Raw genomic sequence first — 26789 nt, forward strand, 5'->3', positions numbered from 1 at the left:
TTTCGCCAGAGACCGGTTAAGGGAGGGTCAACGATGCGGCGCGCCGTCAGGCTTTCCGCGCCAGCAGTGCCGCCGCCGCGGCCCGGCCGGCGAGGGTGGCGCCGCCGACCGTCATGGCGCCGCCGCCCGCCGTCGCCTCGCCGGCGATGAAGAGCCGCCCGCCGATCGGCCGGGCGAGCGCGTCGCGCGCCGTCTCGTGTCCGGGATCGCAGACCGAATAGGCGCCGCGGGCGTGAGGGTCGGTCCACCAGGCCGGGAAGGAGACCTGCTTCACGGCCTTGCGGATCTCGGAGCCGACCATGCTCGCCAGGAGGTCGACGAGATGGGCGCGTGCCTCGGCCGCCCCCGCCTCGCAGAGTCCGCGGGCGTAATCGCCGCCGCAGAAGCCGATGACGAGGTCCTTGCCGCCGGGAAACATCAGGAGGTTGAGCAGGCGCTCCGGCGCGGCCGCCTCGAGCAGGCTGGTGCCCGGGGCGATGCCGAAGCGGTCGCCCTCGAGCTTCAGCGCGATCTTGGTCAGCGCGCCCATATGCAGGCCGGAGAGCGCATCGCGCGTCGCCGCCGGCAGTTCCGGGACGAAGCGGATCGTGCCGGCCTTCAGCACGCCGACCGGCACCGTGACGATGCAGGCGCCGGCCCGCAGCGTTCCGGAAGGCGTGGTGACGGCGACGCCCGGCCCGTCCCAGCGGATCGCCTCGACCGGTTCGGCCAAGCGGATGTCGAGGCCCGCGGCCGAGCGCGCGACGAGATCGCCGTAGCCCGAGGGGACGACGAGGTCGTCGCCCGACCAGAGGCGCCGATAGTCGCGCGCGGAAATGCGGCCCGCTTCCTCGCCGATCGAAAGCAGCAGGCCGGAGGCCGCGACGGGGGCAAGCTCGGGCCCGAGATCGCCGATGAGTTCGGCGATCGAAAGGTCGCGGGCATCGAGGTCCGCCGCTTCCAGCCGGCGCTCGATCCGGCGGAACGCGTCGCGGCGGCGCCGGCGATCCGGTTCCGCCATAGGCCGGCCATCGGCGAAGAGCTGGAAGCCGCCGCCCCGCGATTCCGCGGTGGTGGCGATGCCGACCTCGCGGGCGATCGCGACCCAGGGGTTGCGCTCGGCCCAGTGGATGAAGCTCGCGCCCGCATCGAAGGCTGGCCCGAGCGAGGTGTCGGTGAAGGCACGGCCGCCGACGCGGCCGCGGGCCTCGAGCACGATCGCCCGCCGCCCGGCCGCGCGCAGGGCATGGGCGGCGGCGATGCCGGCGGCGCCGGCGCCGATCACCACGGCATCGACATCGGCCGCCGCTGCTGGCCGGCCGGCGATGGCGAACGGCGCGGCGGCGCCACCGGCCAGCAGCGCGCGGCGATTCAGTCCTGAACGGCGTGGTCCCATGACAGGAGAATGCGCGCCGCCGCGGGCTTTGCAATGGCGCGGCAGCCGGTTGCGGACCTCAGGGCGATCACGACCTCGGGAGCGAGGATTTCGAGCCGGTTCCCGACGCCCGAGCCTTTCAGGTCCTGCGCCGGATCCTGGCGCGCCGTCATGGCTGCGCGCTGGATTTCACGATCACATTCCGCTCGACCAGGCGCCGGGGCTCGACCTCAAAGGATGTGGTGGCCCATTCAGTCGCGATGACGCTTCCTTCGATGGGCTCCCGCTTTTCAGGGTTGTACTGGATCTGCTGCGAGCCAGAAAATATGTAGCGGGCCCTCACGTAGATTGTCTTTTTCTCCTCAAACAGGTCTTCAGCACTGAATTTCGGAGCTATGTTGAGGGGCCAGGTCATTCCATAGCGATATTCTTCACCGAAAAGCCTTGACATCGTGATGGTTGGCTGCCGCTTCAATTTATCGTAGTAAATTCGATATTTAAACAGCCGGTTCAGCGTTACGCTTGTACCAAAGCCGCGAAAGCGGCTCTCGATCCCGTAGACGAAAAACCTCTCAAACTCCTTGTTTCGAGCAATCTCCTCTGCTGATACGTCCATCAGCAGGACATCGAGATAGGGATCGACATATGACCATTCGGAAGTCTCGGGGTTCATCACCTCGATCGCCGAGTGGCCGCCGCCGGGATAGACGACCCGCGCCGAGGGGCTGAAGCCGGCCACGCCGCGATATCTGATCCCATTCATCTCCAGAAGGGCGCCCATCAGATCGTTGACGTGGCCGCATTCGCCGAGACCGCTGACAAAGGTATCCAGCGGAGATCGCTCGACGGTGTCACTGCTCCACGGATAATTCTGCCGAACGTAACGATAGAATTCCTTGACCAGCCGCTCGGCCGGCAAGTTGAACGCCAATGCGCGCGCGTGCTTCTGCATCTCGTTGAAATCGAGCTTGTCCCAGGCGGGAAGCCGCATAGCGGTCACCCGAAACGGAAATCGATAGCGGTTCTGCTTCCCGTCGACCCCGCGTTGCGTGGTGCTGAAGACGTCGAATTTGAGGCCCGCAATCGAAGTGGGGTCGTCAGGGAACTCGGTCTGCTGCAATGCGGGAAAGCGCCACAAATTCGATGACGAGAACGACGGGTCGGTATCGACTTCGAAGTAATAGTTCGCCTCGCGTCCAAGGGCGTCGAACGCCTTTGGAACAGACAGCACTGGACGAGCCTTTCCCGTGTCTTCGACGGAAATGACCGGTGGCGCGACAGACGGGTCTATTCTCAGATCGACGGGAAGCGAGTTTTTATTCTTGTAATATTGATACGTTGCTTCGTAGTTTCTATTTGAGTATTGAGGTTTATCTTTAGTAGATTTATCCGAAAATTTTATTTCGGACGCTTCCATGCTAATTTCGTCAATGGATAGTTCTTCATTTGTTAGAGATAATGCCTCCGATCTGGTAAATTGTGGGAATTTGATCAGAAAATTATCAACCAGGCCTATTTTCTCGACGATTCCGGCTGCATTCTTGTTTGCTGGTATTGTGGCTTCGATTTTATCGAGCTTATCGTTGATCGACATGATTGCCGCAACATTCTGTCTGTGGCGCTGCTTTTCGGTCCGAGAAAACTGGAAAAGCTGAAAAGTCACGGCAGAAAGGCCAACGGCGAGCAGCGTCAAAACCAGATTGTGCAGCCATTTGTACAAAACGAGTTCTCCGCCAGATTCGAATTATCCGAATACAAAGAATGTGCGGCCAACTCAAGACAACCGGGATGGTCCGCTCGCCATCGGCGAGGCTTTTGTTACGGCAGCGGAGCTCGCCAGAATGATGCTCCGTATGGTGTGCCGGAGCCTGAAAGGGGCTGGCGCATGCGTTCTTGCAGCCGTCTGGCTTCGGACTGTCAGCGATACAGGGATTTCCGGGCGATCATCGATCGCCGGGCCAGTCTCGTGGCCACGGCTCGATCTGTGCAAATTGCCTATCGGCTATGCAACGGCGGTCCCTTTGAAGATGCCGGGCGGGTCATGCCGGTCGGCTTTCATGGCTGAAGGCTGCATAGTCCTTATTTAGAAGAAATCTATTGTTTTCGTCAGGTAATATTTGAAATTGACATGCGTCATTGCGATCAATATCGAGCGAATTGCCTTGCAGAAATGTATAAGGCTTTCTTTTTACTCATTTTAAAAGACCGCACCGGTCCTGATCCGGGCGGCAAGGACGGGACTCGGGCTATGGAGACTTTTTCCGGCCGGCTTCGCGGCGGCGTGGCACTCGGCAGCTTGGCGCTGGCGCTTCTGGCTTCTCCTGCGGATGCGCAGCAACAGAGGCGGCGGACGACGCCGGCTCCGGCCCCCGCCGCCGAGGCGCAGGTCCAGCTCGACCAGATCACTGTGCAGGGTGAGGGCGTGCCCGGCGGCGCGCTGCTCAACGGGCCGACGACGACGCGGATGACGCGCGAGGAGCTCAGCCGCCAGCAGATCCAGAGCGTCGCGGATCTGTCGCGCCGGGTCGAGGCCGGCATCAGCTTCAACCGGGTGAACGGCTCGGTGAACATCCGCGGCCTCGACGGCGCGCGCGTGCTGACCACGGTCGACGGGATCCGCCAGCCCTTCATCCTGGACAACCGGATCGACCGCAGCATCGGCACGGCCTTCGATTTCGACTCGCTCTCGACGCTCGACCTGCTGCGCGGCGGCAGCGGCGGCGCCACGCTCGGCTCGGGCGCGCTCGGCGGCGCGCTGGCGGTGCGCACCCTCGACCCGGAGGACCTGATCCGCGCGGGCAAGAGCTTCGGCGCGCTCGCCAAGACCGGTTACGACTCGACCGACAAGGCCGTGTTCGGCAGCGGCGCCGTGGCCGGCCGCTTCCACGATACCTGGGTGCTGTTGCAGGGCGGCTTCCGGAAAGGCAACGAGACCGACAGCCGTGGCACCGATCCGACGATCGGGGCGGCCCGCACCGTGCCGAACCCTGCCGATTTCACCCAGTACAGCTTCCTCGCCAAGCTGCATCAATATGTGAACGAGGTGCATCGCTTCGGGCTGACCGGCGAGATCTTCAAGCGCGAAGACAAGTTCCAGACGCGCACCAACGCCGTCTCGCTCAACGGCAACTACCGCCCCGGCGCGCACCAGACGGAAGAAGAGGTCGAGCGCAGGCGCATCTCGCTGAACTATGACTACAAGCAGCCCGGCGGCTTCCTCGACGAGGCCCATGCCAGCCTCTACTGGCAGGGCGTGACGCGCAACTCGATCCTCAACGCCTATCGCTTCACCAGCGTGATCGGGCCCTATGCCCGCAACAACGAGGTCGAGGAGAAGGCCTTCGGCTTCAACGGCCACCTGATCAAGAGCTTCATCACCGGTCCTGTCTCGCACAAGCTGACGCTCGGCACGGAGCTGCGCTCGTCGGAACTCGACCAGTACTCGGCCGGGCTCGATAGCTGCCGGCGTCCCTATACGGGCGCTTTCACGGCCTGCAACAACCTGCACACCAACCAGTCCGACACGCCGCACGTCGAGGGCAAGATGGCGGCGTTCTACGCGCATCACCAGTTCGGCTTCTTCAACGACACGCTGCGGCTGACGCCGGGCGCCCGCTTCGACTGGTATGAGGAGAAGCCGAAGGCGACGGCGGCCTATCTGGCGAGCTCGTCCTTCGCGGGGATGCCGGCCTCGTCCAGCGGCGATGCCTGGTCGCCGCGCGTCCGGCTGGAATACGACATCATCAAGAACGCGCCCGTTCTGAAGGACGTCACGCTGTTCGCGCAGTGGTCGAAGGGCTTCCGCGCTCCGACCGCCAGTGAGCTCTATGCGACTTTCGGCGCGGTCGGCACCTATTTGCGCTCCAGCAATCCCGATCTGCGGCCGGAAACCAGCAACGGCATCGATGTCGGCTTCCGCTTCGGCGACAAGGCCTTCGGCGGCTCGGTGACCTATTTCCACACCAATTACCGCAACTTCATCGAGACGGTGCAGATCGCGCCTCCGGGCGGGCTCTATCCGCAGGGCGGTATCCAGGGCCCGCAGAACGTGGCGCGCGCCGAGATTTCCGGCGTCGAGGCCAATATGCAGTACGCCTTCGCGCCGAACTGGCTGGTGCGCGGCTCCTTCGCCTATGTCGACGGCAAGAACAGGATCAACGGAATCGGTCTCAACTCGATCCCGCCGGTGCAGGGCATCTTCGCCATCGCCTATGGCAACGAGAACTGGGGCGGCGAGGTTTCCACCAAGCTCGCCGGCGCACGCAAGGGCGTCGCCACGACCACCTCCGCCGCACTCGGCACGACGCAGGGCTTCCAGGCGCCCGGCTACGCGATCTTCAACGCCATGGCCTGGTGGCGGCCGATGCCGCAGATCGCGGACCTCGAATTGCAGATCGGCGTCTACAATATCTTCGACCGGAAATACTGGGATGCGGTCACGGTGCCGACGGGCGTGCTGGCGCAGGCGCGCGACTATTACACGGAGCCCGGCCGCACCGTGAAGGCAACGCTGAAGTACCAGTTCTGAGCGGGACGTTTCGAGACCCCCCGACCAGACGGGCCGGCCCTTCGGGGCCGGCTTTTTTGCTGGCTGGGCGTCAGTCCCCGGCCTCTTCCCGCCGCGCCGCGAGACGCGCCTTCTTCGGTCCCTCGACCAGTGACTTGAAGACGCCGCGCAGCGTGCGCGCCTCCTGCTCGGTCATGGCGAGGCGGTGCAGGATGTCGCGCAGATTGGCGGTCATGACCGGCTTCTTGCCGGGCGGGAAGAAGCCGCAGATGTCGAGCTCGGCTTCGAGATAGGTGAACATCGACAGGATCGTCTCGCGCCTGGCGGGCGGGGAGAGGGTTGTCTCGCGGAAGGGCGGCTGCCCGCCCGTCGTGCTGAACCATTCATAGCCGGCGAGCAGCACCGCCTGGGCGAGGTTCAGCGAGGCGAAGGCCGGGTTGACCGGAAAGGTCAGGATGGCGTCGGCGAGGCTGATCTCCTCGTTGGTGAGGCCGATGCGCTCGCGCCCGAACAGGATGCCGACGCGCTCGCCGCCGCCGATGCGCTCCGCCAGCCCCGGCATCGCCTCGGCCGGGGTCATGACGCGCTTCATCTGGCCGCGCTCGCGGGCGGTGGTGGCGAGCACGTGGTTCAGGTCGGCGATCGCCTCGGCCGCGCTGGCGAAGAGGCGGGCGTTGGCGAGGATATGGGTCGCGCCGGAGGCCGCCGCGGTGGCGCCCTTCTTCAGGCCGCCGCCGCTCGGCCAGCCGTCGCGCGGGGCGACGAGGCGCATCTCGGAGAGGCCGAAATTCGCCATGGCGCGAGCGCACATGCCGATATTCTCGGCGAGCTGCGGCTCGATCAGGATGACGACGGGAGCCGGGCCCTCGACGGCCGGGCGGGTGCGGTCTGTGCCGGAACCGGTCATGGAGCGTTCAGCCCGCCGCCCGCTCCACCGCACGCAGCACGCGCAGCGTGTTGCCGCCGGCGAGCTTGGCGAGGTTTGCTTCCGACCAGCCGCGGCGGATCAGCTCGGCGATCACGGCGGGGAAGGTCGAGGTGTCCTCGAGCCCGTCCGGATTGACCCAGCCGAAGAAATCCGAGCCGATGCCGATATGGTCGTGGCCGATGCGCTGCGCCAGATAGTCGACATGGTCGCAATATTGGGGAAGCGTCGCCCTGGGGCGCGGGCCGGCCTTGCGCTCGATCTCGGCCTCGGCCTTCGCGTAGTCGATGCCCTCGGGCGTCTTTCCGTAGCGGTCCTTGGCCGGGCGGTGCCAGTCGCGCGAGGCCTGGCTGATGAAATCCGGCACGAAGGTCGCCATGACGACGCCGCCATTGCCGGCGACGCGGTCGAGCACGTCGTCGGGCACGTTGCGCGGGTGGTCGCAGAGCGAGAAGGCGTTGGAATGCGACCAGACGAGGGGCGCGCGCGTCACGTCGAGCGCATCGTGCATCACCTTGTGCGAGACATGGGCGAGGTCGACCACCATGCCGAGCCGGTTCATGCGGGCGACGACATCCTTGCCGAAGCCGGAGAGGCCGCCATGGCGGGCTGCATCGGTGGCGGAATCGCACCAGTCGGTGGTGTCGTTGTGGCACAGCGTCATCAGCCGCACGCCCAGCGCGTGATAGGCGTCGAGGGCGTCGAGCTCGCCGTCGAGCGCGGTTCCGTTCTCGATCGTCATGAAGAGGGCGATGCGCCCCTCGGCCCGGGCCGCCTCGACATCGGCGGCCGAGAGGCCCGGCCGGAAGACGTCGGCGTGGCGCTCGAGGATAGCGCGCATCAGCGCGATCTGGGCGAGCGCGAAGCCGGCGGGCCGCGCCCGCTTGGGCGGGACATAGGCCGCGAGGAACTGCGCCGCGAGCCTGCCCGCCCGCATGCGGGGAATGTCGGTGTCGCCCTCGGGATGGAGCCGGTCGAGGCCGTAAGCCGCGACGTCCCCCTTCGCGCGGGCGTCCGTGCGGATGACGTAGGGCAGGTCGTTATGGCCGTCGATCAGCGGCACGCGTTCGAGCAGAGCCAGCGCGGCGGCATGGGCGTTGTCCTGAAGGGGCGGTGCGGCGAGGGCCATGGCGGGGTCTCGGTCGGGAATCGGGAGGCCATGGTGGCAGGCCCGCCCGCGCCCGGCGAGAGGGCCTCGCGCAGGGCCGTCAGAACCGCGACGGCGCGAACGGCGCCGGATCGACGAAGACCGGCCGGCCCGTCACCATCTCCGCGATCATCCGGCCGGTGACGGCGGCGAGCGTCAGCCCGTGATGGGCGTGGCCGAAGGAGAACCACAGGCCCTTGTGCTTCGGTGCCGGGCCGATGATCGGCATCATGTCCGGGGTGCAGGGGCGCCGGCCGAGCCAGGGCTCGGCATCGAGGCGCTCGCCGAGCGGGAACAGCGCCCTGGCGATCGGCTCGGCGCGGGCGAGCTGAACCGGGGTCTTGGGCGCGTCGCGGTCGGCGAATTCGGCGCCGGTGGTCAGGCGCACGCCCTGCAGCATCGGGGCGAGGAAATAGCCGCGCTCGGTGTCGAGCACCGGGTGGTTGAGCACCGCATTGCCCTGCGGCTTGTAATGCATGTGGTAGCCGCGCTTGACCGCGAGCGGCAGCCGGTAGCCGAGTTTGCCGGTCAGGACGTCGGCCCAGGGGCCGAGCGCGACGACGACGTCCTTCGCCTGCGCCTTCGTGCCATCGGCGAGGGTGAGGCTCCATTCGGCCCCCTCCTGCGCCAGCGTGCCGGCATCGCCGAGGGCGAGCTTGCCGCCGAGCGTCTCGAACAGCGCGACATAGGCCTTCGACAGGCCGAGCGGGTCGACGACGGTGGTCGGGTCGGTCCAGTGCAGGGCGCCGATCAGGCTGCCATGGTCGAGATGCGGCTCCGCGGCCTTGAGCGCGGCGATGTCGAGCGCGCGGTAGTTCAGGCAGAAATCGCGGTTCCAGCGCGCGGCCTCGGCGAGGCGGGTGTCGCGCTCCCTCTGCGTGCGGAACACCTTCATCCAGCCTTCGCGGCGCAGGAGGCCGGTCGCGCCGGCCTCCGTGGCGAGCGCGTCGTGCTCGGTGACGCAATGTTCGATCAGCGTCGCGTATTGGCGGGCGATCGCCTCGTGCTGCGAGGCGCGCGAATGCATCCAGTAGGAGAACAGGAAAGGGGCGAGCTTCGGGATCGCGCTCCAGTGGTAATGGGCGTCGATGGTGTTGTTCATCGCGTAGCGGATGAGCGCGCCGAAATCATGCGGGAAGCCGTAAGGGTAGACGCCCTCGCGCTGGATCAGCCCGGCGTTGCCGTAGCTCGTCTCCTCGCCCGCTCCGCGCCGGTCGACGAGGAGGGTGGAGCGCCCGGCCTTCTGCAGGTGAAGCGCGACCGAGATGCCGACGATGCCGGCGCCGAGAACGATCGTGTCCACCTTCATGGCTTCTTCCTTCCAACCGCTTTTCTGCGAAAATAGCGGTTTGCGCCGGCTTGTCAGCGGCATGAGCGGATTTTGCGCCGAATGGCCTGATCTTTCGCTGTTTATGCGCTGATTTTGCGCCATTGCCTGCAATGTCTGGCCGATGTCGAAAAATCACGCAATTTTATGCCGGAGTCGAACCGCGCCGTCTCGCCTGCAGGTGACGCCGTGTCCGGCATGGGCCAGTGTGCCGGCTGTTTCGCAAACGATTCCAGAGCCTCGAGCCGATGCGTCCAGCCGCCTTCCTTGCCGCCGCGCTCGCGTGGTTCGGCCGCTACGGCACGCAAGGTTTCGCGCTTTCGATCTTCCTCGGCCTGGCGCTGCCCGAGCTTGCGGCGGCAGCGCGGCCGGCGCTGCCGGTGACGATCTTCTGCTTCACCACGGTGGTGTTCATGCGCCTCGACATCGGCGTGACGCTGAGATTGCTGCGGCGCCCGGCGAAGCTGGCCGCGAGCGTGCTGTGGCTCCTCGCCGGGCCGGTGCTGCTGATCGGGGTTGCGCTGTCTCTCGTCGGGCGCGGCAATCTCGATCCGGGCATCGTGCTCGGGCTCGCCATCATGGCGGCGGCGCCGCCGATCATGTCCTCGCCGGCGGTGGCGATCCTCTACGGCTTCGAGCCGTCGCTGATCATCGCCGGCGTCGTCGTGGCGACGATCGCAAGCCCGATCACCGCCCCGCTGCTGGCCGAGCTCATCGCGGGCGCGGCCGTGCCGCTCGATCGCTGGGTGCTGACGCTGAGGCTCCTCGTCTTCATCGGCGGCGGAATGGCGGTGGCCGCCGCGATCCGGCTCTGGCTCGGCTTTCCGCGGATCAAGGCGATGAAGGCCCATCTCGACGGTTTCGGCATGCTGACCTATGTCGTCTTCGCCATTGCCGCGATGGACGGCGTCACCGCGGCCGCGCTCGGCGATCCGGGGCTCGTGCTGGCGGTGCTCGCCTCAGTCTTCGCCGTCGCGGCGGCGGGGCTCGCCTCAGGCCTGATGGTGCTGTGGCGGCTGCCGGCGGCCGAGCGCTTCATGATCAGCTACGGCACCGGGCAGCGGAACATGGGGCTCCTGGTCGCGGCGCTGGGGGCCGGCGTCTCGCCGAAGACCTATCTGTTCTTCGCGCTGGCGCAGTTCCCGATCTACCTCTTGCCCTGGCTGTTGCGCGGCGTCGCGGCCCGCATCCGCCGCCGGGAGGCCGGGCAGGATTGCGGCAGGCGCCCGGGGAGGCTAAACCGCCCGCCATGAGCCGCCCGATCCGCATCGCCCCCTCCATCCTCTCCGCCGATTTCGCCAGGCTCGGCGAGGAGATCCGCGCCATCGACGAAGCCGGGGCGGACTGGATCCATTGCGACGTGATGGACGGGCATTTCGTGCCCAATATCAGCTTCGGCCCCGATGTGCTGAAGGCGATCCGCCCGCACACCAGGAAGTTCTTCGACGTGCATCTGATGATCGCGCCGGTCGATCCTTACATCGAAGCCTTCGCCAAGGCCGGCGCCGACCTGATCTCCTTCCATGTCGAGGCGGGCCCGCATCCGCACCGCACGCTCCAGGCGATCAAGGCGCAGGGCAAGCAGGCCGGCATCGTGCTCAACCCCGGCACGCCGGCGGGCGCCGCCGAGGCGCTGATCCAGGATGTCGACCTTATCCTGCTGATGACGGTCAATCCCGGTTTCGGCGGGCAGAGCTTCATCGGCTCCGTGGTCGAGAAGGTCGCGCAGGTCAGGGCGCTGATCGCAGACCGCCCGATCGCGCTCGAGATCGACGGCGGGGTCACGCCTCAGACCGCGCCGCTGGTCGTGAAGGCCGGTGCCGATACGCTGGTCGCGGGCTCGGCCGTGTTCAAGGGCGGGCCATCCGCCTATGCCGGCAATATCGCGGCGATCCGCAAGGCGGCGGAAACCGCCCGCGGCGACTGGGTTTGAGCGACTGCGGTTGACTGTGAAAGGCTTGCGATGATCCCGCGCTATTCCCGCCCCGAAATGGTCGCCATCTGGGAGCCGCAGACGCGGTTCCGCATCTGGTTCGAGATCGAGGCGCACGCCACCGACAAGCTCGCCGATCTCGGCGTGGTGCCGAAGGAGGCCGCCGCGACGATCTGGGCCAAGGCGAAGGACGCCGTCTTCGACGTCGAGCGCATCGACGAGATCGAGCGCGTCACCAAGCACGACGTCATCGCCTTCCTGACGCATCTGGCCGAGATCGTCGGGCCGCAGGCGCGCTTCGTCCACCAGGGCATGACCTCGTCCGACATCCTCGACACCACGCTCTCGGTGCAGCTCAAGCGCGCGACCGACATCCTGATCGCCGATGTCGACGCGCTGCTGGCGGCGCTCAAGCGCCGGGCCTTCGAGCACAAGCTGACCCCGACCATCGGCCGCTCGCACGGCATCCATGCCGAGCCCGTCACCTTCGGGCTGAAGCTCGCGCAGGCCTATGCCGAATTCGCGCGCTGCCGCGCCCGGCTGGTCGCGGCGCAGGCCGAGATCGCGACCTGCGCGATTTCGGGCGCGGTCGGCACCTTCGCCAATATCGACCCCGCGGTCGAGACTTATGTCGCTGAGAAGATGGGGCTTTCCGTCGAGCCGGTCTCGACGCAGGTGATCCCGCGCGACCGGCACGCCATGTATTTCGCCACGCTCGGCGTCGTCGCCTCCTGCATCGAGCGGCTGGCCATCGAGATCCGCCATCTCCAGCGCACCGAGGTCTACGAGGCGGAGGAGTATTTCTCGCCGGGCCAGAAGGGCTCCTCGGCGATGCCGCACAAGCGCAACCCGGTGCTGACCGAGAACCTGACCGGGCTCGCGCGCCTCGTGCGCGGCATGGTCACGCCGGCGCTGGAGAACGTCGCGCTCTGGCACGAGCGCGACATCTCGCATTCCTCGGTCGAGCGCATGATCGGGCCGGATGCCACCGTGACGCTCGATTTCGCCCTGGCGCGGCTCACCGGCGTCGTCGACAAGCTCCTGGTCTATCCGCAGAACATGCGCAAGAACCTCGACCGGCTCGGTGGCCTGCACAATTCGCAGCGCGTGCTCTTGGCGCTGACGCAGGCCGGCGCCAGCCGCGAGGACGCCTATGCCATGGTCCAGCGCAATGCCATGCGCACCTGGGAGCATGGCGAGGATTTCCTGACCAATCTGATGGCCGACAAGGACGTCGCCGAGAAGCTGCCGGCCTCCGAGCTCAAGGCGATGTTCGACGAGGGCTATCACTTCAAGCATGTCGACACGATCTTCCGGCGGGTTTTCGGGGAGGCTTGACGGGCTGGACTTCGGCGGAGGCGGGGCTATCTAAGCCTGATGAAATCCTCCGACGCCGACATCCTCCTCATCCCCGGCTGGTCCGGCTCCGGGCCGGACCACTGGCAGAGCCGCTGGGAGGCCCGCCTGCCGACGGCGCGCCGCGTCGCGCAGGAGGACTGGTACAAGCCTTCCCGCCAGCTCTGGGCCGAGCGGATCGTCGAGGCGGTGCGGGCTGCGACCCGGCCGGTCGTGCTCGTCGCGCATTCGGCCGGCTGCAGCGCGGTCGCCTTCGCCGCCGAGCATCTGCATCGAGGCGAGGTCGCCGGCGGCTTCCTGGTGGCGCCGGCTTCCGAACGGGCGAAGGGCGCGGTTCCCGGCATGGGGCCGGACTTCATCGCGCATCGGCGCGAGACGCTGCCCTTCCGCTCGGTGCTGATCGCCAGCGCCAACGACCCCTATTGCACGCACGCAGAGGCGCGCGATCTGGCCGAGGCCTGGGGCTCGGAATTCGTCGATGCCGGCGACAGCGGCCATCTCAACAGCGAATCCGGCCATGGCCCCTGGCCGGACGGCCTTTTGCGTTTCGCGGGCTTTCTCAAGAGCTTGGGCGCGGTTCCGGAGAGATCGATTCAGTAGCGGTTCCGACCGGCCGCCCGGCGCAGCGGACGTGGAATGCAAAACCGCCCCGGCTCTCACCGGGGCGGTCTCGTTTGCATCGTCTGGCGGTCAGCCGGCGCGATCAGTTCTCGATATAGGTGATCTTGCCGTCGGGCTGCTTCTTCCAAGTGTACATGGTGTAGTCGATGCGGGTGATGTCGCCCTTCTTGTCGAAGGCGATATCGCCGAGCACCGTCTTGGTCGCGTTGCCGTCCTTCAGCGCCGCGGCGACCTTCTTCGAGTCGGTCGAGCCGGCGCGCTTGATGCCGTCGGCGATGAGCTGAACGCCGGAATAGGCATAGAGCGTGTAGGCTTCCGGCTTGAAGTTGCGGGCCTCGAAGCGCTTGATCACCGCGGCGGCCTCGGGGCGCTTCTGCGGATCGGGGGCGAAGGTCATCAGCGTGCCCTCGACGCCCGGCCCGCCGATCGTGGCGAACTCGTCGGTGGTGATGCCGTCGCCCGAGATCAGCGTGGCCTGGATGCCCTGGTCGCGCATCTGGCGCACGATCAGGCCGCCTTCGGTGTGTAGGCCGCCCCAGTAGACATAGTCGGCGCCGGTCGACTTGATCTTGGAGACGAGCGCCGAGAAGTCCTTCTCGCCGGCGTTCACGCCTTCGTAGAGCACTTCCTTGATGCCGGCCTTCTGCAGGCCCTTCAGCGTCTCGTCGGCCAGGCCCTTGCCATAGGTGGTCTTGTCGTGGACGACCGCGATCTTCTTGCCCTTGAGGTTCTTGGCGATGTAGGCGGCGGCGACCTCGCCCTGCTGGTCGTCGCGGCCGCAGATGCGGAAGGTGTTCCACAGCCCGCGCTCGGTGACCTGCGGGTTGGTCGCGGCCGGGGTGATCATCAGCGCGCCGTTCTCGGCATAGACCTCGGAGGCCGGCATGGTGACGCCGGAGTTGAAGTGGCCGACCACGAACTTGACGCCGTCGCCGGCGAACTTGTTGGCGACGGAGACGCCCTGCTTCGGATCGGAGACGTCGTCGCCGAGCACGATCTCGATCTTCTGGCCGTTGATGCCGCCCGCGGCGTTGATGTCGGCGGCCGCCTGCTCGGCGCCATTCTTGATCTGCGCGCCGAAGGCGGCGTTGGGGCCCGTCAGCGGGGCGCCGACGCCGATCTTGATCTGCGCGCTGGCGACGCCCGAGAAGGCGAGGACCGCGCCCAGCGCAATGCTGCCCAACAGCAGTTTTTTCATATGATGCAACTCCCCTGCATTGATTGATCGACGGGCTGGACGGGCCGCCCGTCGCGGCGTGTTCTGATCACCGTAAGCCGCAGTCTTGCGCTTTTCCGAGGGTCTGTCACGTGACAAGCGCGTTAGTCTTTCAGAGCAGTTCGGGCCGGATCTCGACGCCTTGACGCGGCCTCCAGCCGAAGGGGCCGGCCGGCTCGAACAGCCAGTGATACTGCCGCGTCATCTGCCTGGCGCGGGTGTAGCGCCAGCCGGCATAGCCGAAGGCGATCAGCACGAGCGTGTCGACGGTGTAATAATGCAGCGTCAGCAGCGTCGCCTCGAACAGCGCGAAATGGATGAAGCGGACGAACAGGCCGAGCACCATCATGTAGACGAAAAGCTGCCAGTTCGGCCGCCAGGTCAGCGCGATGGCGCGGCCCGCCATCCAGGCGAGCCAGCCGCCCATGGCGACCGTGACCAGGAGGAAGAGCCAGACCGTCGGTTCTTCGTAGAGGACGCCTTGCATGGTCAATGCCTCCCGCCTTCGAGATAGGCGGCGCGCACCTGCGGGTTGGCGAGCAGCTCCTTGCCCGTGCCGCTCATGGTGACGACGCCGTTGACCATCACATAGCCGCGATGGGCGAGCTTCAGCGCATGGAAGGCGTTCTGCTCGACCAGGAAGACGGTCAAGCCTTGCGTCCGGTTGAGCGCGCGAATCGCCTCGAAGATCTGCTTCACGACGAGGGGAGCGAGGCCGAGCGAGGGCTCGTCGAGCAGGAGCAGCTTCGGGCGCGCCATCAGCGCGCGCGCGATCGCGACCATCTGCTGCTCGCCGCCCGACAGCGTGCCGCCGCGCTGCTGCAGGCGCTCCCTGACGCGCGGGAACAGCGTGCACATCCGCTCCAGATCCTCGTCGAAATGGGAAAAGCCGTCGACGGCGGCGCCCATCTGGAGGTTCTCGAACACCGTCATGCGCGGGAAGATGCGGCGCCCTTCCGGCGACTGCGCGATCCCCAGGCGGGCGATCTCGTGGCTCGGCAGCCGCGTGATGTCGCGGCCCTCATAGGTGATCGTGCCCTCGCGTGCCTGCGGATTGCCGAAGATCGTCATCATCAGCGTCGACTTGCCGGCGCCGTTGGCGCCGATCATGGTGACGATCTCGCCGGCATTGACGTCGATGTCGACGCCCTTCAGCGCGATGATCTTGCCGTAATAGGTCTTGACGCCGCGGGCGGCGAGGAGAGGCTGGGTGTGGGGCCGGGCTTCAGTCACGAGATGCCGACCTCCGCTTCGATCTCCTCGACCTCCTCGTCGTCGACGCCGAGATAGGCGGCGATGACCTTCGGGTCGGCCTGCACCTCGGCGGGCGTGCCGTCGGCGATCTTGGTGCCGTAGTCGAGGACCACGACATGGTCCGAGATTTCCATGACGACCGACATGTCGTGCTCGATCAGGAGCAGCGCCGTGCCGAGATCGGCGCGGATCGAGAGCAGGAGGGTGTTGAGGTCGAGGCTCTCGCGCGGGTTCAGGCCCGCGGCCGGCTCGTCGAGGCACAGCAGCACCGGGTCGGTGCACATGGCACGCGCGATCTCGAGCCGGCGCTGGTCGCCATAGGGCAGGTCGGCGGCGGGATCGTCGGCGCGATGGATGAGGCCGATCTTGTCGAGCCAGAACCGCGCCTTCTCGATCGCCTCCTTCTCGCGGGCCTTGTAGCCGCCGATGCCGAGCACGCCGAGGAAGGTGAAGCCGGACGCCCGCATCAGCGGATTGTGCTGGGCGACGAGCAGGTTCTCCAGCACCGTCATGCCGCCGAAGAGGCGGATGTTCTGGAAGGTGCGGGCGACCTTGGCCTTCCAGGAGATGCGGAAATCCGGCATGCGCTCGAGCAGGAAGCCCGCACCGTCGTCGTGGTTCAGCGCGATCAGGCCCTGCGTCGGCTTGTAGAAGCCGGTGATGCAGTTGAAGACCGTGGTCTTGCCGGCGCCGTTGGGGCCGATCAGCGCGGTGATCTCGCCCTTGCGCGCCGCGAAGGAGAGGCCGTTGACGGCGGTGAGCCCGCCGAAGCGCATGGTCAGCCGCTCGACCTCGAGCAGCGGGCGCCCCTGCGGCGCCTCGAATGCGGGTGCGGCCATCAGCCATGGCCCTCCTGCACGAGATCCGACGAGATCGCCTTCTTCTCCTTGAGGAAGGCGGTGGGGTGGCGCACCGAGATCAGGCCGCGCGGCTTCCAGATCATGATCGCCACCATGGCGAAGCCGAAGATCAGCATGCGGTATTTCGTCGGGTCGAAGTCGTTGCCGAAGATCTGCTTCATCCATTCGAGCTCGCGCAGGAGCTCGGTGCCGCCGATCATCGCGATCGCCGCGATGGCGCAGCCCCACAGCGAGCCCATGCCGCCGAGAACGACGATGGCGAGGATCACCGCCGATTCCATGAAGATGAAGGATTCAGGCGAGATGAAGCCCTGCCGCGCCGCGAAGAAGGAGCCGGCGAAGCCGCCGAACATCGCCCCGATCGAGAAGGCGGTGAGCTTGGTGTTGGTGGTGTTGATGCCGAGCGAGCGGCAGGCGATCTCGTCCTCGCGTAGCGCCTCCCAGGCGCGCCCGACCGGCAGCCGGCGCAGCCGCAGCGTGACGAAGGCGGTGAGCAGCGCCAGGCACAGGATCAGGTAATACAGGAAGATCGTGCGGTAGAGCGGCGAGAATTCCAGCCCGAAGACGGCGGCGAAGCCGTCGTCTGCCGCCGTGAAGGGGATGCCGAAGAAGGTCGGGCGCGGGATGCCGGAGATGCCGGCATAGCCGTTGGAGAAATCCGTCCAGTTGATCAGGACGAGGCGGATGATCTCGCCGAAGGCCAGCGTCACGATCGCGAGGTAGTCGCCGCGCAGGCGTAAGACCGGGAAGCCGAGCAGCATGCCCCAGAAGGCGGCGAGGATGCCGGCGAGCGGCAGCAGGAGCCAGAAGGACAGGCCGAAATTCTTGGCCAGCAGCGCATAGGAATAGGCGCCGACGGCATAGAAGGCGACGTAGCCCAGGTCGAGCAGGCCGGCGAGGCCGACGACGATGTTCAGGCCCCAGCCGAGCATGACGTAGATCAGGATCTGGACGCCGAAATTGTCGATCCATTTCAGCGCGCCGCCCCAGCCGGCGAGCCCGATCGCGATTGCCGGGAAGGTGACGAGGAAGCCGAGCCCGAACAGCGAGAACAGCCGCGAATGGCGCTGGAAGAAGGCGACCGTGCCGGGGGGCAGGATGCGGGAGGCCGCCTTCTCCGGGCTGCGGGTCTGCTGGCGCAGCGCCATCAGCAGGCGGCCGACGAAGACGATGCCGACGGCCCAGGCGACGGCGTCCCAGCGCGGGTCGAGCACCAGGATGTTGTCGAGGTTCTGGCGCGTGCCCCAGGCGATGATCGGGATGCACAGGCCGAGCGTGACGAGGGCGGCGAAGCCGGCCTCCCTGAAGGCCGCCTTCAGGTCGAGGCCGGGGGCGGGCGTGGTCGCGCTCGGGTTCCTCGCCATGGCGTCAGACCTTCTCGACTTCCGGGCGTCCGAGCAGGCCGGAGGGCATGAACACCAGCACGATCGCCAGGATGCAGAAGGCGGCGACGTCCTTGTAGTCGATGGTGAAATAGGCCGACCACATCACCTCGATCAACCCGATCAGCAGCCCGCCGATCACGGCGCCGGGCAGCGAGCCGATGCCGCCGAGCACGGCCGCGGTGAACGCCTTGACGCCCGGCACGAAGCCGTCGGCGAAGTTCACCACGCCGTAGAGCACGAGGAACATCACCCCGGCGACGGCGGCCAGCGCCGCCCCCATGACGAAGGTGAGCGAGATCGTGCGGTCGACGTCGATGCCGAGCAGCGCCGCCATCTTGCGGTCCTGCTCGCAGGCGCGCTGGGCGCGGCCGAGCGGGGTCTTCTGCACCACGTACCAGAAGGCCGCGAGCAGCACCGCGGTCGTCACGATGATGACGATCTGCTTGTAGGAGATCTGCACCGGATAGGTCGCGCTCTCGATCAGCGTGATCGACTTGTTGAGCATCGGCGGGATCGACTTGTTGCGCGGGCCCTGCACGACCTGCACGAAGTTCATCAGGAAGATCGACATGCCGATCGCCGAGATCAGCGGCGCCAGGCGGAAGGAGCCGCGCAACGGCCGGTAGGCCAGGCGCTCGATCGTCCAGTTCCACAACGAGGTGACGAACATCGCCAGCGCGAGCACCGCGACCAGCGCCAGCATGACCATGCCGGCGCTGGTGCCGAGGACCGCGGTGATCAGCATGAAGAAGATCAGCGCGACGAAGGCGGAGAGCATGAAGATGTCGCCATGGGCGAAGTTCACCATGCCGATGATGCCGAAGACCATCGTGTAGCCGATGGCGATGAGACCGTAGATCGATCCCAGTGTCAGCCCGTTGATGAGCTGCTGCACGAAGACTTCCATGGAAAACGCCGACCCCTCGAACCAGCTCCCGTTCTCGTCGCCGGCATGACGCCGGCGCATGCGGGATGCGATTGCAGAGCAATGGCTAGCAACCGATTGCTCCGGGGACAATCGCTCCCCGCCGTTTTTCTGTCAAAAGCGACTATCGGCGAATCGGTGGGCGAAAGGGCGGCTTTCCGCACCTTCCGGCCGGCGCCGCGGCTGGCGCCGGCGCGCCCGAGCCTCTACATGGGGTCTTTCGCCGGATATCACGCGCAACCGATCGAGCCGAATGACGAAGACCGTCCATCCCATGCCGCCGCTGGAGCCTTCCGACGCCCATCCCGACGCTCCTGCCTTCCGCGACGCCATGGCCCGGGTCGCGAGCGCCGTGCATCTCGTCACCGCCTTGGGGCCGGAGGGGCGCATCGGGCTGACGGCGACGGCGGTCGCGTCCGTCTCCGACGCCCCGCCGACGGTGCTCGCCTGCATCGCGCGCGGCAGCCGAACGCTGGCGGCGATCGAGACGAGCGGGACGTTCTGCGTCAACACCTTGCCGGAGTCGCTCGCGGAGCTCGCGGAGATCTTCGCCAGCCGGCGGGGAATCGAGGGCGAGGCGCGCTTCGCCACCGCCCGCTGGGGCCGGCTCGTGACCGGGGCGCCGGTGCTGCTCGATGCGGTCTCGGCCTTCGACTGCCGGCTCGTCGCGGCGCATGACGTCGCCAGCCATCGCATCCTGATCGGCGAGGTCGCAGGGCTCGGCGGGGCCGGGCCGGGGCCGGGGCTGATCTACCGTGGCCGCCGCTTCGGCTCGGCTTGAGGCGTTTCCCGATTCCTCGGGGCTTTCCGGCAGGTGCCTCTTGTGCGGTCGCGGGCATTGCGGCCATGGATAGGGAACGGGACAATCTTCAGGCCGATGTGCGGTCTTGAAGACGCTTCGGGAGGGACGCTATGGCGATGACGATGAGCGGTGAGGTGGTATTGCCGGCCGCCAGGGAAGTGGTCTGGGCCAAGCTCAACGACGCCGAGGTGCTGAAGGCCTGCATTCCCGGCTGCGAGCAGCTCAACAAGGACGACGACACGCATTTCTCCGCCTTGGTGAAGGTCAAGCTCGGGCCGGTGAAGGCGAGCTTCAAGGGCAGGGTCGAGCTCGCCGAGCTCGACCCGCCGAATGGCTACCGCATCGCCGGCGAGGGCGAGGGCGGCATCGCCGGCTTCGCCAAGGGCGGGGCGCGGGTGAGCCTGAGCGACGCGGAAGCGGGCGCGACCCTGCTGCGCTACGAGGTCGAGGCCCAGGTCGGCGGCAAGCTGGTGCAGCTCGGCTCGCGGCTGATCGATTCGGTCTCGAAGAAGCTCGCCGACGAGTTCTTCGCCAATTTCGCCAGGGCCGTGAGCGAGGGATAGCCTCCCCGGTTCGGGAACGGCAGGGCCGGCATGATCGCGGCGCCCGGCGTCGCACAAACTGCGCCAATTCGGGCTCAAACCGCAGCTTTCTGCGTGGTCGCTTTCGCTTGACCCCGAAAAATTGCCGGTCCACACTCAATTTCGAGCTGTTCCAAGGAAAACCTGCCTGATGAGGCGAGGTGATCTTCGGCATCAGCACGGCCCATGGCCCGGGGAGGGGATGGGACGGCGTCAGAGACGGGTCACAGGAGATGTGCTCATGACCACTGTTTCGCTGACGGTGAACGGCAAAGCCGTCACCGCCACCATCGACCCGCGCACCCTTCTGGTGCAGTTCCTGCGCGAAAACCTCAGGCTCACCGGCACCCATGTCGGCTGCGACACCAGCCAGTGCGGCGCCTGCGTCGTGCATCTCGACGGCAAGGCGGTGAAAGCCTGCACCACGCTCGCTGTGGCCGTCGACGGCGCGAGCGTCACGACGATCGAGGGGCTGGCGACAGATGGCGCGCTGCACCCGATGCAGGAAGCCTTCCGTGAGCATCATGGCCTGCAATGCGGCTTCTGCACGCCGGGCATGATCATGTCCGCCGTCGACATGGTGAACCGCCGCGGCAACCATCTCGACGAGAAGACGATCCGCGAGGATCTCGACGGCAATATCTGCCGCTGTACCGGCTATCACAACATCGTCAAGGCGATCGCCGCCGGAGCCGAGGCCATGGGCGGGGCCGGGTCAGCCACCCGCCAGGCCGCCGAGTAGGACGCGCCCCAGGGCGCGATCCACCCATTCGTGATGCGTTCCAGCAGTGAGGCGTCCGGCAGAGGCGCCGCGTGCGAGGAGGGAACACCATGTCCGCCACCGGAATCGGCGCCGCAGTCCGCCGCAAGGAAGACCATCGTTTCATCACCGGCCAGGGCCGCTACACCGACGACATCAACCGGCCGGGCCAGGCCCACGCCTATTTCCTGCGCTCGCCGCACGCTCATGCGAAGATCAGGGCGATCGACACGAAAGCCGCCGCCGGCATGCCGGGCGTCGTCGGCGTTTTCACCGGGGCCGATCTCGCCGCCGACAAGATCGGCGGGCTGATCTGCGGCTGGATGATCCACAACAAGGACGGCTCGCCGATGCGCGCCGGCCCGCATCCGGCGCTGGCCCAGGGCAAGGTGCGCTATGTCGGCGACCATGTCGCCGTGGTGGTGGCCGGGACGCTTGCGCAGGCGAAGGACGCCGCCGAGGCGATCGTCGTCGACTACGAGGAACTGCCGGCCGTCGTCGATACCGGCAAGGCGGCGGGCGCCAGGACCGTGGTCCATGACGAGGCGCCGGACAACACGGTGTTCAACTGGCATCTCGGCGACAAGGACGCGACCGAGAAGGCCTTCAAGGCGGCCAGGCACGTGACGAAGCTCGACCTCGTCAACAACCGCCTCGTGCCGAACGCGATGGAGCCGCGCGCGGCGGTCGGCGACTACGATGCCGGCGAGGGCGTCTTCACGCTCTACACCACCAGCCAGAACCCGCATGTGGCGCGGCTCGTGCTTTCGGCCTTCATCGGCATCGCGCCGGAGAACAAGCTGCGCGTGATCGCGCCCGATGTCGGCGGCGGCTTCGGCTCCAAGATCTTCATCTATGCCGAGGAGACGGTCTGCGTCTGGGCGGCGAAGAAGGTCGGCCGCCCGGTGAAGTGGACCGCCGAGCGCACCGAAGCCTTCCTCGCCGACGCGCATGGCCGCGACCACGTCACCCATGCCGAACTGGCGACCGATGCCGACGGCAGGATCCTCGGCATGCGGGTCCATACCACGGCCAATCTCGGCGCCTATCTCTCGACCTTCTCCTCCTCGGTGCCGACCTATCTCTACGCGCCGCTGCTCTCGGGGCAGTACGACATCCCGGCGATCTATTGCGAGGTCGACGCGGTCTACACCAACACCGCCCCGGTCGACGCCTATCGCGGCGCCGGGCGGCCGGAGGCGACCTTCGTGGTCGAGCGGCTGATCGAGGTGACGGCGCGCCAGCTCGGCAAGGACCCGGCGAAGTTCAGGATGCAGAACTACGTCAGGTCGTTCCCGCACCAGACGCCGGTGATCATGATGTACGACGCCGGTGATTACGGCGCCTCGATGAAGAAGGCGCTGGAGATGATCGACTACAAGGGGCTGGGCAAGCGCAAGCGCGATTCCGCCCGCAACGGCAAGCTGCGCGGCATCGGCTTCTCCTCCTATATCGAGGCCTGCGGCATCGCGCCCTCGGCCGCGGTCGGCTCGCTCGGCGCGGGCGTCGGCTTGTGGGAATCGGCCGAGGTCCGGGTCAATCCGATCGGCACGGTCGAGGTTCTGACCGGCTCGCACAGCCACGGTCAGGGCCATGAGACGACCTTCGCCCAGCTGGTCTCGGACCGGCTCGGCATTCCGATCGACAACGTCTCCATCGTCCACGGCGACACCGACAAGGTGCAGATGGGCATGGGCACCTATGGCTCGCGCTCGGGTGCGGTCGGCATGTCGGCGATCTTCAAGGCGCTCGACAAGGTGATCGCCAAGGGCAAGAAGGTCGCCGCCCATGTGCTGGAGGCCGACGAGGCCGATATCGACTTCGCGGACGGGCATTTCTCGGTGAAGGGCACCGACCGCAAGCTCGATTTCGGCTCCTGCGCCCTGCAGGCCTATGTCGCGCACAAATTCAACGGGCAGGAGCTGGAGCCGGGGCTGAAGGAAGGCGCGTTCTACGACCCGACCAACTTCACCTTCCCGGCCGGCGTCCATATCTGCGAGGTCGAGATCGATCCCGAGACCGGCGTGACGCGGATCGAGCGCTGGGCGGCGGTCGATGATTTCGGCAACGTCATCAACCCGATGATCGTCGAGGGGCAGGTGCATGGCGGCATCGCGCAGGGCGTCGGCCAGGCGCTTCTGGAAGGCGCGCGCTACAATGCCGACGGCCAGCTCGTGACCGCGAGCTTCATGGACTACTGCATGCCCCGCGCCGACGACCTGCCTTCCTTCGAGGTCGGGATGACGGTGACGCCGTGCCCCTCCAACCCGCTCGGCATCAAGGGCTGCGGGGAGGCCGGCGCCATCGCCTCGCCGCCGGCCGTGATCAACGCCATCACCGACGCGCTCGGACACGAGGATATCGCGATGCCGGCGACGCCGCAGGCGGTCTGGCGCGCGGCGCAGAAATCGATCAGCCGTCAGGCGGCCGAGTGAGCTGAAAGGACAGGCAGATGTACGCTTTCACCTATCATAAGCCCACCAGCGCCCGTCAGGCGGCGACGCTCATCGCCAAGAAGGAGGACGCCAAGCTCTTGGCCGGCGGCCATACCCTGCTGCCGACGATGAAGCAGCGGCTGGCTTCGCCCGCGGCGCTCGTCGATCTCGGAGCCTGCGCCGATCTCAAGGGCATCGCGCTGAAGGGCCGCAACCTCGTCATCGGCGCGATGACGACCCATGCCGAGGTCGCGGCCTCTCCCGAGGTGCAGGCCGCGATTCCGGCGCTGGCCTTTCTCGCCGGCCATATCGGCGATCCGCATGTGCGCCATCGCGGCACGATCGGCGGCTCGGTCGCCAACAACGATCCGGCGGCGGATTATCCGGCGGCCCTGCTCGCGCTCGGCGCAACCGTCGTCACCAACAGGCGCAAGCTCCCGGCCGAGGAGTTCTTCACCGGCCTCTACGAGACGGCGCTGGAGGAGGGCGAGATCATCACCCGGGTCTCGTTCCCGCTGGCCGCGAAGGCGGGCTATGCCAAGTTCCGCAACCCGGCCTCGCGCTATGCCATGGTCGGTGTCTTCGTCGCCAAGCGGGGCAGCGAGATCCGCGTCGCGGTGACGGGGGCGGGCGATGGCGGCGTCTTCCGCTGGCCGGAAGCGGAGGCCGCGCTCAAGGTCCGCTTCGCGCCGAAATCGCTCGAAGGCTTCAAGCACGGCGTGAGCGGCATCAACGGCGATATCCACGCCGATCCCGAATACCGTGCCCATCTGATCGGCGTGATGGCGAAGCAGGCCGTGGCGCAGGCGATTGGGAAATAGGCGCGGGCGCGACCTCGTCATCGGCTGCGTCGGCGGTTATGGATTCCGGGCTCGGCCGCGCTGCGGCCGCCCCGAAGACGTGAGTATCTATGTCCTCTCCTCTGCCTCCCTCCATCGATGCCACGCTCGCGCTCCTGCAAGCACAGGGCTATGTCGCGGATCGCGCGCTGGCGACGGTGCTGTTCCTGGCGCTTCGGATGAAGCGGCCGCTCCTGCTGGAGGGCGAGGCCGGCACCGGCAAGACCGAGATCGCCAAGGTGCTGGCGGCGGGCCTCGGCCGCCGGCTGATCCGGCTGCAATGCTATGAGGGGCTCGATCTCTCGTCCGCCGTCTACGAGTGGAACTATGCCGGGCAGATGATGGCGATCCGCCTCGCGGAGGCCGGCGGCGCGGCGAGCGACCGCGACAGGCTCGAATCCGACGTCTTCTCGGAGAGATATCTGGTGAAGCGCCCGCTGCTGCAGGCGCTGGAGCCGCAGCAGGGCGGGGCGCCGATCCTGCTGATCGACGAGCTCGACCGCACCGACGAGGCGTTCGAGGCCTTCCTGCTCGAGGTGCTGGCCGATGCGCAGGTGACGATTCCCGAGCTCGGCACGATCCGGGCGGCCGAGCCGCCGATCGTGATTCTGACCTCGAACCGCACCCGCGAGATCCACGACGCGCTGAAGCGGCGCTGCCTCTATCACTGGGTCGGCTATCCCGATGCGGCGCGCGAGCTCGCCATCCTGAAGGCGAGGGCGCCGGAGGCGCCCGCCAGGCTCTCGAAGCAGGTCGTCGCCTTCGTGCAGGCGATCCGCAAGGAGGAGCTGTTCAAGGCGCCGGGCGTCGCCGAGACGCTGGACTGGGCGACGGCGCTGGTCGAGCTCGACGCGGTCTCGCTCGATCCGGCGGTGGTCTCGGATACGCTGGGCGCGCTGCTGAAATACCAGGACGACATCCAGGCGATGCAGGGCTCGAAGGTGAAGGAGCTCCTGGACCAGGCGAAGGCCGAGGCGCGCGTGTGACCGGCAAGCTCGCCGGGAACGTCGCCTTTTTCGCCCGCGCGCTCAGGGCAGCGGGGCTTCCCGTCGGGCCCGGCGCGGTGGTCGAGGCGGTATCGGCGCTCAGCGATGGCGCGCTCGGTGAGCGCGCCGACGTCTATTGGGCGCTGCATGCGATCTTCGTGAAGAAGCACGAGGATACACCCATATACGATCAGGCCTTCCGGTTGTTCTGGCGCCGCCGCAACCTGATCGAGAAGATCATGGCGCAGATGTCGCCGGTCTCGCCCGGCGACGACCGCCAGCCGGAGAAGGCCGAGGCCGGGGCGCTGCGCGTGGCGGAAGCCTTCGCGCCGCCGCCCCGCGAGGACGAGGCCCCGACGGAGCTGACCGAGCTCACCGCCCGGCTCACCGTCTCCGATCGCGAGATGTTGAAATCGCGCGATTTCGCCCAGATGAGCGCGGCCGAGATCGCGCGCGCCAAGCAGCTCATCGCCGCGCTGAGATTGCCCGACGACCGTGTCGCGACGCGCCGCTTCCGGCCGGCCGAGCGCGGTCAGCGCATCGATCCGCGGCTGACCTTCCGGCGCTCGCTCAGGGGCGGGGGCGGCGCGATCGACCTCGCCTTCCGCGAGCGGCGGCAGGTGCATCCGCCGATCGTGGCGCTCGTCGACATCTCCGGCTCGATGGCCGAATATTCGCGCATCTTCCTGCATTTCCTGCATGCGCTGACCGAGAAGCGCCGGCGCGTGCATTCCTTCGTCTTCGGCACGCGGCTCACCAACGTCACCCGGATGCTGAAGGCGCGCGATCCCGACGAGGCGCTGGCGCTGGCCGGCAAGGCGGCGCCGGACTGGGAGGGCGGCACCCGCATCGCCACCGCGCTGCATGATTTCAACCGGGTCTGGTCGCGGCGCGTGCTGGCCGGCGGGGCGGTGGTGCTGCTCTTCACCGACGGGCTGGAGCGGCATCTCGACGATCACCTCGCCTTCGAGATGGACCGGCTGCACCGCTCCTGCCGGCAACTCATCTGGCTCAACCCGCTGCTGCGCTACGAAGCCTTCGCGGCGCGCGCCAGCGGCATCAAGGCGATGCTGCCCCATGTCGATTCGTTCCGGCCGATCCACAACCTCGCGGCGATGGCCGATCTCTGCGCCGCGCTGTCGCTGGACGCAGGGCGGGAGAGCGATCCGCGCCGGTGGCTGAAGCGGGCGGTTTGAGGCATGATGCGGTGCTTCTCGCCATGAGGGAAACGCGACCATGATCAGCACCGACACCGACATCCTGCGGGCTGCGGAGGACTGGGCGCGCTCAGGCCGCGGTGTCGCCATCGCGACCGTGGTCGAGACCTGGGGCTCGGCGCCGCGCCCGGTCGGCTCGCATCTCGTCATCGACGGGGAGGGGAATTTCCTCGGCTCGGTCTCGGGCGGCTGCGTCGAGGGCGCGGTGGTCGCCGAGGCTGCCGACGTGATTGCCGAGGGCAAGGCGCGCATGCTCGAATTCGGCGTCGCCGACGCGGCGGCCTGGCAGGTCGGGCTCTCCTGCGGCGGCCGCATCAAGGTCTATGTCGAGCCGGTCCGCGCCGGGGACGGGGGCTGAC

At 67.3% G+C, this 26789-nt stretch carries 25 protein-coding genes and 1 pseudogene; 14 read left to right on the forward strand and 12 right to left on the reverse strand.

The window, feature by feature from the left end; all coding sequences use genetic code 11:
* Positions 1–46: 46 nt before the first annotated feature.
* The 3 genes from M9917_RS14530 to M9917_RS14540 are packed head-to-tail and all read right to left on the reverse strand — an operon-like array spanning position 47 to position 2771.
* Entirely contained in the window at positions 47–1375 is a 1329-nt protein-coding gene (locus tag M9917_RS14530; RefSeq protein ID WP_297254578.1) for a flavin monoamine oxidase family protein, read from the reverse strand.
* Positions 1351–1527, reverse strand: coding sequence for a hypothetical protein (locus M9917_RS14535; RefSeq protein ID WP_297254579.1), 177 nt, complete (start codon positions 1525–1527; stop codon positions 1351–1353). Before M9917_RS14535 ends, M9917_RS14530 begins: the two co-directional genes overlap by 25 nt.
* On the reverse strand, positions 1524–2771 hold the full coding sequence (locus M9917_RS14540; RefSeq protein WP_297254580.1) for a transglutaminase-like domain-containing protein: 1248 nt from the start codon (positions 2769–2771) through the stop codon (positions 1524–1526). Before M9917_RS14540 ends, M9917_RS14535 begins: the two co-directional genes overlap by 4 nt.
* Before the next feature lie 60 nt (positions 2772–2831).
* On the opposite strand from M9917_RS14540, the gene M9917_RS14545 reads away from it, so the two are divergent.
* The gene (locus M9917_RS14545; protein ID WP_297254581.1) at positions 2832–3419 is read left to right on the forward strand and encodes a hypothetical protein; all 588 of its coding nucleotides are present in this window, start codon (positions 2832–2834) and stop codon (positions 3417–3419) included.
* A gap of 183 nt (positions 3420–3602) precedes the next feature.
* Positions 3603–5882, forward strand: a complete 2280-nt coding sequence (locus tag M9917_RS14550) for a TonB-dependent hemoglobin/transferrin/lactoferrin family receptor (RefSeq protein WP_297254582.1) — start codon at positions 3603–3605, stop codon at positions 5880–5882.
* A 70-nt stretch (positions 5883–5952) separates the two neighbouring features.
* On the opposite strand, the gene M9917_RS14555 is transcribed toward M9917_RS14550, so the two are convergent.
* The 3 genes from M9917_RS14555 to M9917_RS14565 form a co-directional block, all read right to left on the reverse strand.
* Positions 5953–6768, reverse strand: a complete 816-nt coding sequence (locus tag M9917_RS14555; protein ID WP_297254583.1) for an RNA methyltransferase — start codon at positions 6766–6768, stop codon at positions 5953–5955.
* A 7-nt stretch (positions 6769–6775) separates the two neighbouring features.
* The gene (locus M9917_RS14560; protein WP_297254584.1) at positions 6776–7915 is read right to left on the reverse strand and encodes a dipeptidase; all 1140 of its coding nucleotides are present in this window, start codon (positions 7913–7915) and stop codon (positions 6776–6778) included.
* Positions 7916–7994: 79 nt separating this feature from the next.
* Positions 7995–9242 carry an NAD(P)/FAD-dependent oxidoreductase gene (locus M9917_RS14565; RefSeq protein ID WP_297254585.1) on the reverse strand — a complete coding sequence of 416 codons (1248 nt, stop codon included), beginning with the start codon at positions 9240–9242 and terminating at the stop codon, positions 7995–7997.
* 266 nt (positions 9243–9508) lie between these two features.
* Here M9917_RS14565 and M9917_RS14570 point away from each other — a divergent pair, with 266 nt between their 5' ends.
* From M9917_RS14570 to M9917_RS14585, 4 genes are read left to right on the forward strand one after another with little or no spacing between them, the layout of a single operon-like run.
* Entirely contained in the window at positions 9509–10513 is a 1005-nt protein-coding gene (locus M9917_RS14570) for a bile acid:sodium symporter family protein (RefSeq protein ID WP_297254586.1), read from the forward strand.
* Positions 10510–11193, forward strand: coding sequence for a ribulose-phosphate 3-epimerase (gene rpe, locus M9917_RS14575; protein WP_297254587.1), 684 nt, complete (start codon positions 10510–10512; stop codon positions 11191–11193). Before M9917_RS14570 ends, rpe begins: the two co-directional genes overlap by 4 nt.
* Before the next feature lie 30 nt (positions 11194–11223).
* Positions 11224–12531, forward strand: a complete 1308-nt coding sequence (gene purB / locus M9917_RS14580; protein WP_297254588.1) for an adenylosuccinate lyase — start codon at positions 11224–11226, stop codon at positions 12529–12531.
* Between the two features lie 39 nt (positions 12532–12570).
* The gene (locus M9917_RS14585; RefSeq protein WP_297254589.1) at positions 12571–13149 is read left to right on the forward strand and encodes an RBBP9/YdeN family alpha/beta hydrolase; all 579 of its coding nucleotides are present in this window, start codon (positions 12571–12573) and stop codon (positions 13147–13149) included.
* Between the two features lie 103 nt (positions 13150–13252).
* Here the strand turns inward: M9917_RS14585 and M9917_RS14590 are convergent, their stop codons facing one another.
* From M9917_RS14590 to M9917_RS14615, 6 genes and pseudogenes are all read right to left on the reverse strand, one after another.
* The gene (locus M9917_RS14590; protein ID WP_297254590.1) at positions 13253–14368 is read right to left on the reverse strand and encodes a branched-chain amino acid ABC transporter substrate-binding protein; all 1116 of its coding nucleotides are present in this window, start codon (positions 14366–14368) and stop codon (positions 13253–13255) included.
* Positions 14369–14498: 130 nt separating this feature from the next.
* The gene (locus tag M9917_RS14595) at positions 14499–14873 is read right to left on the reverse strand and encodes a DUF6867 family protein (RefSeq protein ID WP_297254591.1); all 375 of its coding nucleotides are present in this window, start codon (positions 14871–14873) and stop codon (positions 14499–14501) included.
* A 2-nt stretch (positions 14874–14875) separates the two neighbouring features.
* A complete protein-coding gene (locus M9917_RS14600; RefSeq protein WP_297254592.1) occupies positions 14876–15619 on the reverse strand; it encodes an ABC transporter ATP-binding protein in 744 nt (247 codons plus the stop codon).
* 20 nt (positions 15620–15639) lie between these two features.
* Positions 15640–16479: pseudogene (locus M9917_RS14605) on the reverse strand (ABC transporter ATP-binding protein); the annotation flags it as partial.
* A complete protein-coding gene (gene livM / locus M9917_RS14610) occupies positions 16479–17864 on the reverse strand; it encodes a high-affinity branched-chain amino acid ABC transporter permease LivM (RefSeq protein ID WP_297254593.1) in 1386 nt (461 codons plus the stop codon). The gene livM and the pseudogene M9917_RS14605, both read right to left, overlap by 1 nt.
* A 4-nt stretch (positions 17865–17868) precedes the next feature.
* Positions 17869–18792: an ABC transporter permease subunit gene (locus M9917_RS14615; RefSeq protein ID WP_297254594.1), complete on the reverse strand. Its 924-nt coding sequence runs from the start codon at positions 18790–18792 to the stop codon at positions 17869–17871.
* Positions 18793–19063: 271 nt separating this feature from the next.
* Here M9917_RS14615 and M9917_RS14620 point away from each other — a divergent pair, with 271 nt between their 5' ends.
* From M9917_RS14620 to M9917_RS14655, 8 genes are all read left to right on the forward strand, one after another.
* The gene (locus M9917_RS14620; protein WP_297254595.1) at positions 19064–19591 is read left to right on the forward strand and encodes a flavin reductase; all 528 of its coding nucleotides are present in this window, start codon (positions 19064–19066) and stop codon (positions 19589–19591) included.
* A gap of 131 nt (positions 19592–19722) precedes the next feature.
* On the forward strand, positions 19723–20175 hold the full coding sequence (locus M9917_RS14625) for a CoxG family protein (protein WP_297254596.1): 453 nt from the start codon (positions 19723–19725) through the stop codon (positions 20173–20175).
* A 259-nt stretch (positions 20176–20434) separates the two neighbouring features.
* Entirely contained in the window at positions 20435–20935 is a 501-nt protein-coding gene (locus tag M9917_RS14630) for a (2Fe-2S)-binding protein (RefSeq protein WP_297254597.1), read from the forward strand.
* 89 nt (positions 20936–21024) lie between these two features.
* Entirely contained in the window at positions 21025–23388 is a 2364-nt protein-coding gene (locus tag M9917_RS14635; protein ID WP_297254598.1) for a xanthine dehydrogenase family protein molybdopterin-binding subunit, read from the forward strand.
* A gap of 17 nt (positions 23389–23405) precedes the next feature.
* Positions 23406–24209 (forward strand): FAD binding domain-containing protein, encoded by an 804-nt coding sequence (locus tag M9917_RS14640; protein WP_297254599.1) that lies wholly within the window; start codon positions 23406–23408, stop codon positions 24207–24209.
* An 89-nt stretch (positions 24210–24298) separates the two neighbouring features.
* The gene (locus tag M9917_RS14645; RefSeq protein WP_297254600.1) at positions 24299–25213 is read left to right on the forward strand and encodes an AAA family ATPase; all 915 of its coding nucleotides are present in this window, start codon (positions 24299–24301) and stop codon (positions 25211–25213) included.
* Positions 25210–26409 carry a vWA domain-containing protein gene (locus M9917_RS14650; RefSeq protein WP_297254601.1) on the forward strand — a complete coding sequence of 400 codons (1200 nt, stop codon included), beginning with the start codon at positions 25210–25212 and terminating at the stop codon, positions 26407–26409. The genes M9917_RS14645 and M9917_RS14650 overlap by 4 nt, the downstream gene beginning before the upstream one ends.
* A 40-nt stretch (positions 26410–26449) precedes the next feature.
* Positions 26450–26788, forward strand: coding sequence for an XdhC family protein (locus tag M9917_RS14655; protein ID WP_297254602.1), 339 nt, complete (start codon positions 26450–26452; stop codon positions 26786–26788).
* The last annotated feature ends 1 nt before the right edge of the window (position 26789 follow it).

Source organism: Bosea sp. (in: a-proteobacteria), from assembly GCF_023953965.1.
Taxonomy (GTDB): Bacteria; Pseudomonadota; Alphaproteobacteria; order Rhizobiales; family Beijerinckiaceae; genus Allobosea.

Bases quoted from the DNA above. Each gene is read 5' to 3' on its own strand.
- M9917_RS14530 (WP_297254578.1), bottom strand. From the start codon at position 1,375: ATGGGACCACGCCGTTCAGGACTGAATCGCCGCGCGCTGCTGGCCGGT.
- M9917_RS14535 (WP_297254579.1), bottom strand. From the start codon at position 1,527: ATGACGGCGCGCCAGGATCCGGCGCAGGACCTGAAAGGCTCGGGCGTC.
- M9917_RS14540 (WP_297254580.1), bottom strand. From the start codon at position 2,771: ATGGAAGCGTCCGAAATAAAATTTTCGGATAAATCTACTAAAGATAAA.
- M9917_RS14550 (WP_297254582.1), top strand. From the start codon at position 3,603: ATGGAGACTTTTTCCGGCCGGCTTCGCGGCGGCGTGGCACTCGGCAGC.
- M9917_RS14555 (WP_297254583.1), bottom strand. From the start codon at position 6,768: ATGACCGGTTCCGGCACAGACCGCACCCGCCCGGCCGTCGAGGGCCCG.
- M9917_RS14560 (WP_297254584.1), bottom strand. From the start codon at position 7,915: ATGGCCCTCGCCGCACCGCCCCTTCAGGACAACGCCCATGCCGCCGCG.
- M9917_RS14565 (WP_297254585.1), bottom strand. From the start codon at position 9,242: ATGAAGGTGGACACGATCGTTCTCGGCGCCGGCATCGTCGGCATCTCG.
- M9917_RS14570 (WP_297254586.1), top strand. From the start codon at position 9,509: ATGCGTCCAGCCGCCTTCCTTGCCGCCGCGCTCGCGTGGTTCGGCCGC.
- rpe (WP_297254587.1), top strand. From the start codon at position 10,510: ATGAGCCGCCCGATCCGCATCGCCCCCTCCATCCTCTCCGCCGATTTC.
- purB (WP_297254588.1), top strand. From the start codon at position 11,224: ATGATCCCGCGCTATTCCCGCCCCGAAATGGTCGCCATCTGGGAGCCG.
- M9917_RS14585 (WP_297254589.1), top strand. From the start codon at position 12,571: ATGAAATCCTCCGACGCCGACATCCTCCTCATCCCCGGCTGGTCCGGC.
- M9917_RS14590 (WP_297254590.1), bottom strand. From the start codon at position 14,368: ATGAAAAAACTGCTGTTGGGCAGCATTGCGCTGGGCGCGGTCCTCGCC.
- M9917_RS14595 (WP_297254591.1), bottom strand. From the start codon at position 14,873: ATGCAAGGCGTCCTCTACGAAGAACCGACGGTCTGGCTCTTCCTCCTG.
- livM (WP_297254593.1), bottom strand. From the start codon at position 17,864: ATGGCGAGGAACCCGAGCGCGACCACGCCCGCCCCCGGCCTCGACCTG.
- M9917_RS14615 (WP_297254594.1), bottom strand. From the start codon at position 18,792: ATGGAAGTCTTCGTGCAGCAGCTCATCAACGGGCTGACACTGGGATCG.
- M9917_RS14620 (WP_297254595.1), top strand. From the start codon at position 19,064: ATGACGAAGACCGTCCATCCCATGCCGCCGCTGGAGCCTTCCGACGCC.
- M9917_RS14625 (WP_297254596.1), top strand. From the start codon at position 19,723: ATGGCGATGACGATGAGCGGTGAGGTGGTATTGCCGGCCGCCAGGGAA.
- M9917_RS14630 (WP_297254597.1), top strand. From the start codon at position 20,435: ATGACCACTGTTTCGCTGACGGTGAACGGCAAAGCCGTCACCGCCACC.
- M9917_RS14635 (WP_297254598.1), top strand. From the start codon at position 21,025: ATGTCCGCCACCGGAATCGGCGCCGCAGTCCGCCGCAAGGAAGACCAT.
- M9917_RS14640 (WP_297254599.1), top strand. From the start codon at position 23,406: ATGTACGCTTTCACCTATCATAAGCCCACCAGCGCCCGTCAGGCGGCG.
- M9917_RS14645 (WP_297254600.1), top strand. From the start codon at position 24,299: ATGTCCTCTCCTCTGCCTCCCTCCATCGATGCCACGCTCGCGCTCCTG.
- M9917_RS14655 (WP_297254602.1), top strand. From the start codon at position 26,450: ATGATCAGCACCGACACCGACATCCTGCGGGCTGCGGAGGACTGGGCG.